Source organism: Hymenobacter norwichensis DSM 15439 (assembly GCF_000420705.1).
Taxonomy (GTDB): domain Bacteria; phylum Bacteroidota; class Bacteroidia; order Cytophagales; family Hymenobacteraceae; genus Hymenobacter; species Hymenobacter norwichensis.
In genome coordinates, this window is record NZ_ATVL01000007.1 from 469,265 (window position 1) to 481,664 (window position 12,400).

At 54.0% G+C, this 12,400-nt stretch carries 8 protein-coding genes; 3 read left to right on the forward strand and 5 right to left on the reverse strand.

Features of this window, described 5'->3' with window-relative positions:
• Positions 1-6: 6 nt before the first annotated feature.
• From G536_RS0108165 to G536_RS0108175, 3 genes are all read right to left on the reverse strand, one after another.
• The gene (locus G536_RS0108165; RefSeq protein WP_022823103.1) at positions 7-309 is read right to left on the reverse strand and encodes a putative quinol monooxygenase; all 303 of its coding nucleotides are present in this window, start codon (positions 307-309) and stop codon (positions 7-9) included.
• 167 nt (positions 310-476) lie between these two features.
• Positions 477-2,096: a SusD/RagB family nutrient-binding outer membrane lipoprotein gene (locus G536_RS30470; RefSeq protein WP_022823104.1), complete on the reverse strand. Its 1,620-nt coding sequence runs from the start codon at positions 2,094-2,096 to the stop codon at positions 477-479.
• A gap of 21 nt (positions 2,097-2,117) precedes the next feature.
• Positions 2,118-5,291, reverse strand: coding sequence for a SusC/RagA family TonB-linked outer membrane protein (locus G536_RS0108175; protein ID WP_084708532.1), 3,174 nt, complete (start codon positions 5,289-5,291; stop codon positions 2,118-2,120).
• A 581-nt stretch (positions 5,292-5,872) separates the two neighbouring features.
• Between G536_RS0108175 and G536_RS0108185 the strand changes: the two genes are divergently transcribed.
• Positions 5,873-7,441: a M28 family metallopeptidase gene (locus G536_RS0108185; RefSeq protein ID WP_022823106.1), complete on the forward strand. Its 1,569-nt coding sequence runs from the start codon at positions 5,873-5,875 to the stop codon at positions 7,439-7,441.
• 202 nt (positions 7,442-7,643) lie between these two features.
• Here the strand turns inward: G536_RS0108185 and G536_RS0108190 are convergent, their stop codons facing one another.
• Complete coding sequence (locus G536_RS0108190; RefSeq protein WP_022823107.1) at positions 7,644-7,961, reverse strand: hypothetical protein; 318 nt, start codon at positions 7,959-7,961, stop codon at positions 7,644-7,646.
• Between the two features lie 165 nt (positions 7,962-8,126).
• On the reverse strand, positions 8,127-9,671 hold the full coding sequence (locus tag G536_RS0108195) for a hypothetical protein (protein ID WP_022823108.1): 1,545 nt from the start codon (positions 9,669-9,671) through the stop codon (positions 8,127-8,129).
• Between the two features lie 165 nt (positions 9,672-9,836).
• On the opposite strand from G536_RS0108195, the gene G536_RS26905 reads away from it, so the two are divergent.
• Positions 9,837-11,003 (forward strand): 2-isopropylmalate synthase, encoded by a 1,167-nt coding sequence (locus tag G536_RS26905; RefSeq protein WP_022823109.1) that lies wholly within the window; start codon positions 9,837-9,839, stop codon positions 11,001-11,003.
• Between the two features lies 1 nt (position 11,004).
• Entirely contained in the window at positions 11,005-12,399 is a 1,395-nt protein-coding gene (leuC, locus tag G536_RS0108205; RefSeq protein WP_022823110.1) for a 3-isopropylmalate dehydratase large subunit, read from the forward strand.
• Position 12,400: the final 1 nt, after the last annotated feature.

The window sequence follows — 12,400 nt, forward strand, 5'->3', positions numbered from 1 at the left end:
GATTGATCAGAGAGGATTGTCGGCTACCACCGCGTAGTGGTTCATCTCCTGAATACTGGCGTAAAACGGTTTCACCAACTGAAAAAATGCTCCGAACCCCGCACTTTTCCGGAAGCCGTTCAGGTGCCGTTCCACCGAAGTCCACTCGATGCGCCAGACGAACAGTTCTGCGTCTTCCTCGCAGTGAGCGAGCTGGTAGTTGAGGCAGTCGGGCGCGGCGGCTAGTAGCTGGTTGGCGCTCCGGATGGCCTCAATGAAAGCCGGTTGCAACTCGGTGGCAATGCGGTAGCGGACATATTCGACGGTCATGGCAGTAGTGCAAGTACCAGCTGTTAAGAATCGATTTTTACGACAGGGTGGATACTGAAAGATAATGATGTACCCTTTTGTGTGCCGCAGATTTGCACATAAAAAAAGGAGACTGAATACTCAGTCTCCTTTTAGTTTTAGTAAGAGTTAATTGGCTGCCTACGGGCTTAGTCAACTACGTCCCAGAAGATTTTGGTGGTGAACTGGGTGACATCAGCCGGAATGTTAGCTGCGTTGGTGTTAATCTCCGACTGCGGGTAAAGCAAACGGAGCGGCAGCTTATCGGCCCGGGGCGAAGCGGACTGCAACGAAGCTGGGAACTTAGGGAAGGCAGTACGTCTGTACTCGTTCCATGCCTCAATGCCAGTTACCGAGTTCATAGCCAGGTATTTCTGGTAGATAATCTTCTCCAGCTTGCTAACATTACGCGCCGGGTTGCCAGTGGCCACACCTACTCGAGTGGTGGCAACATCCCAGGTAACCAGACCGTTGGTGGTATTGGCCGTCAGGTAGCGGTTGTAGTCCGTTACAGCGTTGGCCGATACGTTGTTGGCAGTTGCGGCTTGGCTTGGTGCGGGGGCGTAGAAATACACAAACGAAGTCCGAATACCGTTGTTGAAGTCGGTACGGGCGGCGGCGTCGCCACCAGTTAGGTAGCCACTCGACTTGGCTTCGGCTTGCAGGAAATAGCTCTCGGCAGCCAGCATCAGTGGTACTGGTGCGTCGAAGCCTTTGAGAATCCCGCCGAAGTCTTTCCAGCGGGAAATTTGGGTGCTGCCTGGTAGGGGGTTAGGGTCGCCCAGTACTACCCCTTTGTACGTACCGCTGAATGCGCCCGCCGTAGCCAGAAAATACAGCTGCGATACGCGGGGGTCGTTGTTCAGAACGTACTGGTCGATAATATACTGGGTACCAGCTTGGTAATTGCTTTGAGCAATTCGTGCGCCGGCCGGATTGGCACGATAGGCATTCCAGATCGGGTTCTGCTTACCGGCGGTTTGCAGGTAGCCAGGCTGTACCTGCACATCGGTTGTGATGAAGCCTTCGGTACCTAGAGATGTCTGCAACTTGGTCATTTCAGCCCGTACGTAGCTATCCAAGGCTGGTACAAAAGCTTGGCGCAGTAACAGGCGCAGCTTCAGGGTATTGGCAAAACGTACCCAGTTTTGCATGTTGCCACCAAAGATAATATCCTCACTGCCCACGACCGTGGTACCGGGCGTAGCGAGGCCAGTTCTGATAGAGGCTATGGCTTCATCCAGCTTCACTGCCAAGTCTTTGTAGATAACATCGGCGGCGTCATACTGCGGGGCAATAATGGGCGAAGCTGCATCGGCGCTCAGGGCCTGCGAATACGGAATATTGCCGTATTGGTCTACCAAGAGCTGGTAGTTGAACACCTTCATGATTTTGCCAATGGCCGAGAGGAACGCTAAGCCCTGCGCGGCTCCGTTCTTCTCGATGTTGTCGTAATCCTTCAGGTTGTCATATACTCCACCCCACAGACCCTGTTGGTAAACAGTGCTGTAAACATAAGTGCGCTCTTCAGGAAAGCCGTTGACCGTACCCGTTTTGGCCCAGTAGCCTGCCGTCCAGCTACCGTAGGTGTTCAGTGTTAGGCCAAAGTTGTCAGCGGTTACTTTCTGAGCCTGGGACAGTACCGCCGATGGAGATACGGTGTCAAGGGTCAGGTTATTAGGATTCTGGTTTACGTCCAGAAAGGAGTCGCAGCTGGTGGTGAGTGACACCAAAGCCAGCGCAACGAGTACTTTAGAGATATTATTCATTGTGCTCAGGATGCTGGATGATTAGAAGGTAGCCGACAGGCTGGCGCCGTAAAAACGGGTTGGCGGCGTCTGGTTCGTATCGTTAATACCGATGCCGTTGCCGCTGGTAAAGCTGAACTCGGGGTCTGTGTACTGATTCTCTTTGGGCACCCACGTGAACAGGTTGCGGCCATACAGGTTCACTGATACGCCTTTGATGAAGCCGGTATTGCTAAGCAATGCGGCTGGCAAAGCGTAATTCAGCGACACTTCCCGAATCTTGAAAAAGTCACCCTTGGTAATGTAGTTGGCCGCAATGCTACGGTTGTAGGATGTATTCGCCCAGAACTCAGCGCCGCCTGGAGTCAGGTTTTCCGTGTTAGCTACATAAGAGCCATCAGGTGCTTGTACAGAAGAATTTGGGAGAATAAATGGTTCCCGACCATATGCTGCGCTACGCGCCGATGCCCCCGTAAAGTCCATGGTAGCTCCAAGGCCGTGGTACACGTAGTAACCGGTCCGGTATTCGGCCTGTGCTGCCACCGTCAGGCCCTTGAACGATAAGCTGGTATTGAAACCATATTTGTGCTTAGGTAGCGTATTGCCGAACCGTGTAAGCTGGCCAGCCTGAGAAGGTACCCAACCTTGGCGCTGGTACGTGACCCCACCCGCGGTCTGCGGGCCTAGATCAACGTAGCTCAAGATAATGCGGCCGTTGCTGTCACGAGTGTAGTCGGTGCCTTGCAGAACCGGGTAAGGCTGGCCCTCAATGGCATACACCTGCGCGTTTCCGCCAGAAGTAAGGGGTAGCTGGCTGGTCTGATCGGAAATCTTGAGAACCTTGTTGTTGTTATAGTTGTAGTTGGCGCCCACTTTCCAGGTCAGGCCACTAGCGGCTTCTACCGGGGTGGTATTCAGGTCAATTTCAACTCCATTGTTTTGCACCCGACCAGCATTTAGCAGGAAGTTGGTGAAACCACCCGATGGCGCAATGTTGGCGTTGATGGTCTGATTGATGGAAAGCTGATAGTAGTATGTAGCCGCAAAATTGATGCGCTGCTTCATGAAGCTCAACTCTGTTCCTACTTCCGTCGAGTGCGTAAACTCAGGCTTGAGGTCCGGGGTAATCGTTCGGTTGCTAAGGGTATAGGACGCCGTTGACCCGAAAGGGAAGCCGCTGCCAGGGTTATACACCGGCTGCAGGCTATACGCCCCAAAGGTGGGTGCTACCCCCGCAGCAATGCCACCTAGGTTCACTTGTCCAACCTTCGAGTAGCCGCCCCGCAGTTTGCCGTAGTCAAAGAACGACACGTTCTTCAAAGCCGGCACTACTTCCGACAGCACCAACGAAGCATCAACACTTGGGTAGAAATACGAACGGTTTTTATCACTTAGCACCGAAACGGCCTCCTGCCGGCCCGAGCCATGCAGAAATATCATGTCGCGGTAGCCCAGCGTCAGATCTGCAAAGAAGGCGCCTTGCCGGTACCGGTACCGACCTTGGTCGCCGGTTAGTTCTCCTACCCGGTTGGTGGCAATGTTGAAAACACCGGGTACCGACAGCGCGTTGGCCGAAACTGTCAGGTACTGAGAGTTGTTGATTTGTAAGTTATTACCCAGAATGCCCTTTATGGAAATATCACCAACCTGCTTAACTATGTTGAGGAATAGGTCGGAGTTCAGTCGGTTCACGTAACTATTTAGCTCGGTTACGTTGCCGGCGATATTAGCGCGGGAGTTAATCGGGCGGCCCAGTGTGTAGGTCGAGTACGTGAATTTATCCTGCCAGTTCTTATTGTCCTGGTTGATATTGGTCAGGCCGATACGATACTGAGCCGACAGCCAGTCATTGATCTTATATCCTAGGTCGATGTTGCCAATCAGCGTGTTCTGCCGAATGTTGCGACGGTTGTTGTCGAGCGTGAAATAAGGATTAGGGAAATACTCGTTGTAGTAGCCATTTGGATTAGCAAACTCATTGTTGCGCCAATCTTTGTATTGCGTGATAGGAATCAGCGACGAGGTATTCAGCAACTGGTCGTAAGTACCAGCCGTGGTTTGGTCGATTTTCACCTGCGCAAACGAAACGTTCATTCCGGCGGAGAGCTTGCCCATCTGCCGAGACGCGTTGGCCCGGAACGTATTCCGGTCGTACTGATCTTTGGGTACGATGCCCTTGTTCTTCACATTCTGGTACGACACAAAGATCTTCGTGTCTTGGTCGCCACCCGAGAACGAAACGTTGTTTTGCATCTGGTATCCCGTATTGAAGAAATCCTTCCGCTCATTAGGGCGAGCTTCATAGGGGATAGTCTGGATATTTTGAGCTTGTGTAAGGTAGCCAAGCTCCTGGAGCGAGCCGTCGTACCGGGGGCCATATTGCTGGTTTTCATAGGGGGTATACTCCCGAATCCATTCTGAAGAGCCAGGACCAAATTCGTTCTGGAGTTTGGGCCAGAAGTTGATCTGCTCGAACTGAGAAGTATGCGAAAACGTAACCGAAGGCTTGGTTCCGCCTTTCTTGGTGGTAATAATCAACGCCCCGTTGGTAGCCTGCGAACCATATAAAGCGGCAGCGTTGGCACCTTTCAAAATAGTAATGTCGGCAATGTCGTCGGGGTTGAGGGCTGTGAGTACCTCCTGAGTGGTTTGTACCCCGTCAATAACAACCAGTGCTTGGTTTTCCCCGGTCAGTGAGCGGGTACCCCGCAAGGTAATACGCACGCTGGGGTTGATACCGTTGTTTACGGTCTGGATCTGTAAGCCCGATACTTTGCCGGCCAAGCCATTGGTCACGTTCGTAACCCGAGCTTGGTTCAGCTCTTTTGCATCGATAGTAGAAGTGGAATAACCCAATTCTTTAGCTGGTCGTGCAATACCTAGCGCACCCATTACCACCACTTCGCCTAGTTGCTTGGTGTCAGCACCTAAGCCTACGTTGACGGTAGATGCATCTCCGATGGGCCGCTCAATAGCAGCATACCCAATGGAAGAGAAGGTAAGAATGGTGGTACCGGCCGGAACGGATATGCTGTAGCTACCATCGGCGTTTGTAGAAACGCCAATATTAGTTCCTTTAGCCAATACAGTCACCCCAGGCAGCCCTTGACCATTGCTCTGATCGGTAACCCGCCCAGAAATTGCTCGGTTCTGTGCCATGCCCTGCTGCAACAGGCTGACAGTCAGCACAGAGGTCAGAAGTAACTTTTGTCTCATGTGTTTGCTTTTGGTGAGTGAAGAGAAAAAGAGGAATCGGATGAATTACAAGTATACAGTAGAAGTTTCATTACATAGTCATTAAATACAACTTAAATTTTATTATAATTTGAACATTGTCCTTCAATAATTGTGAGTCTGCTAAGAGAGTATAAGTGTTGATACATGGTTTGCATAAAGTATTGTATTATTTTATTTATAATCGTTTGGGCATATTAATCATTATAAAGCTCAGGTAGAGGTGGTGCTATAAGTTACACGCGCGTGTTTGAATTAAGCGTTGTTAATAGGAAATTCAGCTAGCGAACTTGCATTGGTAGTAGGAATTATCTTTCTACGACTGCCTTTGCTACTTGTGAGTAGATAGTTGTGAACAGTTTTGTAGAATGGCTTTTATTATTTTAATTATATTATACGTGGCAAGTGCATCTGTTTTATAATGGGTGAATAATGTTGTTCAGCGAGTTGGACGCGACAGTTTTAATTATTGACTTTTTTTACATTAGAACTGCACGATTTCGCGCAACACTGCTGCTGTTTCGGTTACTTTAGCTTCCGAAGCTTCACTTACAATTTGCTCTATGAACAAACTTCAACTCTTAACCCTAGCGGGCAGCTTGGCTGTTGCAGCACCTGCGCTGGCCCAACAAACCACCGAAAAGGTAGACCAAACTGCCATTGCCAAAATCAAGGACGAGGGCATGAACCGCTCCAAGGTGATGGAAACGGCCTTCTACCTCACCGACGTATGTGGCCCGCGCCTGGCCGGCTCCGACGGCCTCAAGCGCGCCTACGACTGGACCAAAAACCGCCTCACCCAAGATGGCCTCGCGAATGCCAAACTAGAGCCCTGGGGCGAGTTCGGCCGCGGCTGGGACATCGAGAAGTCGTACGTGGCCATGACGGCGCCCTACTATCACACCATGATTGGCGCGCCCAAAGCCTGGACGCCCAGCACCAGCGGCACCGTGAAAAAGCAGGTGGTGTATGTAAAGGCTACCACCGAAGCCGAACTAGACAAGTACAAAGGCCAGCTACGCGACAAAATTGTGGTGCTGGAAGTAGCCACCCCACCCAAGGAAGGTTTCGAGCCCGACGCCAAGCGCTACACCGACGAGGAGCTAAGCAAGATGGCCGCTGCCACCGTTACGCCCGCCGCTCCTCGCCCTGCCCCAGATGCCGACCGGATGGCCACCATGCGCGCCCGCATGGCCTTGCGTACCAAGATGAGCGACATGCTGATGAGTGAAGGCGCGGCCGCTGTGCTCAGTACCCGTGGTGGCTCACAAGGCACGTTCTTCACCTCCAACGGCGCCCCCTATGCCGCTGATGCCAAGCCCGTACTGCCCGAAATTGAGATGTCGCCGGAAGACCAGTTGCGCATCATCCGGTTGGTAGAGGCTGGCATTCCGGTGGAAGTTGAAATGGAAACCAAAACCCGCTTCCAAAGCCAGGACTTGAAAGGCTATAATGTAATAGCCGAAATTCCGGGTACCGATAAGAAGCTGAAAAGTGAAATAGTAATGCTTGGTGGCCACCTCGACTCCTGGCACGCCGCTACCGGCGCCACCGACAACGCTGCCGGCTGTGCCGTGATGATGGAAGCCGTGCGCATCCTAAAAGCCAGCAACCTGAAACCGCGCCGCACCATCCGGATTGCGTTGTGGAGTGCTGAGGAAGAAGGCTTGTTTGGTTCGCGTGGCTACGTGAAAAACCACTTCGCCGACCCTGTTAACATGAAGCTGCTGCCCGAGCACGAGAAGTTGTCGGCCTATTTCAACCTTGATAATGGCGGTGGCAAAATCCGCGGTATCTACCAGCAAAGCAACGAGGCCGTAGCGCCCATCTTCACCGCGTGGCTAACGCCCTTCGCCGACCTGGGCGCTACCACCGTAACGGCCCGCAACACCGGCGGCACCGACCACCTTTCCTTTGACGCCGTAGGCCTACCCGGTTTCCAGTTCATCCAAGACCCCCTCGACTACGGTACCCGCACCCACCACACCAACCAGGACACTTACGACCGGCTTATCCCCGAGGACCTCAAGCAGGCCTCCGTCGTAGTGGCCTCGTTCGTGTACCACGCCGCCATGCGCGACCAGAAACTGCCCCGCAAGCCGTTGCCAACCGCTACTGCTAAGGCACAGTAATAACTTATCAAGTAACACAAAAGCCCCGCTGCCTTTCCAGGTCAGCGGGGCTTTTGTGTTATAAAATATGAGCAAAGAACGTCATGCAGAGTGCAGCGAAGCATCTCGCCTGCTGATGCTAGGGTAGTAATCAAGAGTCAGCACGCGAGATGCTTCGCTGCGCTCTGCATGACCGTTTGGGCAGGTTGATACAATAGTAACGTTACTCTGCTATTCCCAGCTTCTTGGTGACCCAATTCTTAGGTACTTCCATTTTCACGTCCACTACGTCCTGCTCGGTTTTGCGGCGGAAACGGTCGGAGAGGCGCTCTAGGCGGCTCTTTTCGTCGGTGCGGGAAAGCAGAATCTTGCCGTAGTCCCGGATGGCGCTGACGGCTTTCGGGACCGTTACTACTACGGTTACCTCCTTGTAGTCTTCGTCTTCGGGAGGTAGAGTGGCCGCTCGGCGGGTTTGCGCCCAACCGCTCGTAGCCGAGAGCAGCAGGAAAAACAGCAGACCAAGCAGTTTACTCTTGAACATCGGAACCGGGTTGATGCTGTAAAGATGCAGCAGCCAGCCGCGGGGTTGTCTGGGTGCAACCACAAAGCTGCCACGGTTTTTCAAGTAACCAAGCGGAATTAGGCAGTATTCGCAGAGGCGGCCAGCGCAGAACCCGAAAGGCGCTTGACTGTTAGGGATTAAGCACTATTTCATCAGCAGAAACTTGCGTTTCATTATCTCCTGCACCGGCACGTTGGTAATCTTGCTGTCCAGCCAGGAAATGATGTCCAGGTACAGAAACGGGCGGCTCTCGAACGGGTCGGCGGCAATAACCATCAGCTTGTCCCGGAGAGCCATAAACGCCTCGCGCACCTGGTTGGGCGCAATGTTGCCCACGTTGCGCAGAAACCGGAATATCTCCACCTGCATGGGCTGTTGGTCGTTCATCATGCCCAAAAACCGATACACCGAGCGCACTTGGTACTCCAAGCTGGCATCTTCGCCGGCCTCATAGTGCGCAATCAAATTCAGAATGCGCGCAAAGCACTGCAAGTCTTCGCGCAAACTCAGGTCCTTGTGCTGAATAATGAGGTTCAAGTACTCAATGGCCTTGTGGTAGTACCCGCTGCCGAAGTACAGGCTGGCAATCTTGTAGTAGAACACCAGCGTGCGGTGCATATCCAGCTGCGACTTGAAGTGCTCCAGGTTCTCCAGCAATTCCGGCACTATTTCCAGCCCTTCGGTGAAGCGGCCTTCCAGGAAGTAGGCGTTGATGCGGTTGGTGTAGATGTACTGGAACAGCAGAATCTCGGTGTTGGGGCTGCTGCGGCGGGTTTGGTTGGCGGCAAACTCTTCCAGTGTATTCAGTACTTCTCTGAACTTGCTGTAGTACAGCATGTTGTAGAGTGTGGCCAGCAGGTTGTGCAAGCCCTTGATGTAGAGCATGGCCTGCAAATCCTTCATGTGCGGGGCCTGCTCAAACAAATCCACCCACTTCTGCGCGTAGCGGTAGCAGGCCCGGAAGTCCTGGTTGAGCGTGTAGTACCACACGTGCGCCTGGTAATAGTACAGCTTCTCGAAAAAACCGCCCTTGCTATCCTCAAAGGGCGGCAAATTCTCGCGGAAAAACCGGCTAATCTGCTCATGGTCGGCGCGGTTACGGGCGTGGCCGGCTTTCAGGTACAACCCATAGAGGCGCAACGACGCATTCGATAACTCGTGCAGCTTGCTCAGGTGCTCCACCGTGTCCACGGCCTCGGTGGCCAGCGTTTCGGCGCGGTCCTTTATGCTGCGCGTGATGTACTGGCTTTCAATCAGCTTCTCGAAATCCAGCGCCAGTAGCACGATGTGGGGCATTTCCACCTGCCGGGCGGCCACCTTCACCTTCTCCAACATGCGCAGGCTCTGCTGGTAGAAGCCCTTATTATAAAGCACCCGCGCGTAGTCGAGCTGCTCGTGAAGCTGGATATCAGGGTTTTGGCCGGCGTGGTACACCCGGAGGCTGGAAAGCAGCTGCTTGTATAAGTTGGCTTTCAGGTTGGCCAGCTGCACCCGCTTCAACGACGGCACGTGCGCCAGAATCTGAGCCTCATCATAGGTTTCCAGCGCCTCCAACGCGTCGAAGAGCTGGATGAACTTGAGGCCATCGGTGGAGCCCTGCCGGTTGGTGAACAGCCGGAAATGCCGCTTCTCCGACCGGGTTAAAGACTTTATTAACTGAAAGATGGGCTCTGTACTACGGTTGGGCATTGTAAGGATTTGCCGGGTAAGTGTCTGATAAATAGATTATTAAATTGTTATGCCACTTGGTCTGAAATAGTAGGAATAACTAAAGAAAGGTTTTCACGACGCGTAAAAGCCCGGTACTTAGACCCAAGTTGAACATCGGACTTTGATTCATAAGGCTATTCTAGCATGGCGCATCAGCAAATACAAATCTTTGACACAACGCTCCGCGACGGCGAACAGGTGCCGGGCTGCAAGCTAAACAGGGACGAGAAACTTGTTATTGCTCGACAGCTAGAACTACTTGGCGTCGATGTAATCGAAGCCGGCTTCCCGGTGTCCAGCCCCGGCGACTTTGCCGCCGTGCAGGCCATAGCGGCCCAAACCAAAGACGCTACCGTTTGCGGCTTGTCCCGCGCCGTTGAAAACGACATCCGGGTAGCCGCTGAAGCGCTGCAAAAAGCCCGTTACCCGCGCATCCACACGGGCATCGGTACTTCCGATGTGCATATCCAGCACAAGCTCTGCACCACGCGTGAAGACGTGCTAGCGCGGGCCATAGCCGCCGTAAAGCTCGCCAAAAGCTTCGTGGAAGACGTGGAATTCTATGCCGAAGACGCTGGCCGCACCGATAATGAGTTCCTGGCTCGTGTGTGTGAGGCCGCCATCAAAGCTGGGGCCACCGTCCTCAACATTCCGGATACCACGGGCTACTGCCTGCCGCAGGAGTACGGTGCCAAAATCAAGTTCCTCCACGAGAACGTGACGGGCATTCAAAACGTGCGCCTCTCCACGCACTGCCACAACGACTTAGGGCTGGCTACGGCCAACTCTATTGCCGGCGTGATGAACGGTGCCCGCCAGATTGAGTGCACCATTAATGGGGTAGGGGAGCGGGCCGGCAACACGGCCCTTGAGGAAGTGGTGATGATTCTGCGTCAGCACCCTTACCTCGACCTCGATACGCGCATCAACACCCGCTTGCTGGCTGAAACCTCTGCCATGGTGTCGCATCTGATGACCATGCCGGTGCAGCCTAACAAGGCCATTGTGGGCGCCAATGCGTTTTCGCATTCCAGCGGCATCCACCAAGACGGCATCATCAAGCACCGCGAAACCTACGAAATTATCGACCCCAAAGAAGTGGGCGTCGCCGATTCTTCTATTGTGCTCACGGCTCGTTCGGGCCGTGCGGCGCTGGCCTACAGGCTCCAGAAAATCGGGTACGATTTCGAAAAAGTGGCGCTGAACAAGGCTTATGCAAGCTTTATGGAACTTGCTGACCGTCAGCGGGAAGTAGGCGACGAAGATTTGCACGCTTTGGTTGAACAGCAAAAATTGGTAGCAGCAAACTAACATGGCCAAGTCCTTATTTGATAAAATTTGGGATGCGCACGTGGTGAAAACCGCGCCGGGCGGCTTGGATGTTGTGTACATCGACCGGCACCTGATTCATGAGGTAACCAGCCCGCAGGCTTTCGACGAACTCGAAGCCCGCAACCTGCCGCTCTACCGCCCCGACCGTATTCTGGCCACCGCCGACCACAACGTACCGACTCGCAACCAGCACCTTCCTATTGAGGAGCCGCTTTCCCGTTCGCAGGTGGATAAACTCACTGCGAACTGCGAAAAGTACGGCGTGGAGCTCTACGGCTTGGGCCACGCCCGCCAAGGCATCGTGCACGTAATCGGTCCGGAATTGGGCCTCACGCTGCCCGGCGCTACCATCGTGTGCGGTGACAGCCACACCTCTACGCATGGCGCGTTTGGCGCGGTGGCGTTCGGTATTGGTACCAGCCAAGTGGCGCAGGTAATGGCTACACAGTGCTTGCTGCTGAGTCGCCCGAAGCGCATGCGCATCACCGTGGATGGTGAGTTGCGCCGCGGCGTAACGGCGAAAGACCTGATTCTCTATATTATCTCGCAGCTCGGTACCGGTGGTGCCACGGGCTATTTTGTTGAATACGCGGGTAGTGCTGTGCGCGGCCTGAGCATGGAAGGCCGGATGACGGTCTGCAACATGAGCATCGAAATGGGGGCGCGCGGCGGCCTTATTGCCCCCGATGCTACTACGTTTGCCTATGTGGAGGGCCGCGCCTACGCCCCGAAGGGTATTGTGTGGGAGCAGGCGGTAGCCTACTGGAAAACCCTGTATTCCGACGACGATACGGTGTTCGACGCCGAACACCACTTCAGCGCCCGCGATATTGCCCCGATGATTACCTACGGTACCAACCCCGGAATGGGTATTGCCTTGAACGGCAACATCCCAAGCGAGGTAGCCGCCAGCGAATCCGAAAGCTTCGATAAGTCGCTAGCCTACATGGGCTTCCAGCGCGGCGAGTCGTTGTTGGGTAAGGAAATTAACTACGTATTCATTGGCAGTTGCACCAACTCGCGCATCGAGGATTTGCGGGCGGTGGCGGCGTACGTGCAAGGCAAGCAAAAGGCCAAGCACGTGGAGGCCATCATCGTGCCTGGCTCCAAGCAAGTCGAGCAGCAAGCCATTTCCGAAGGCTTGGATAAGATTCTGGCTGAAGCTGGCTTCGAACTACGGGAGCCTGGTTGCAGCGCCTGCTTGGCTATGAACGAGGACAAGATTCCGGCCGGCGCGTACTGCGTGGCTACGTCCAACCGCAACTTCGAAGGCCGCCAAGGGCCGGGCTCGCGCACGTTACTGGCCTCGCCGCTGGTAGCGGCCATCACGGCCGTACAAGGCCGCATTGTCGACATCACGCAGTACTTAAACTAAG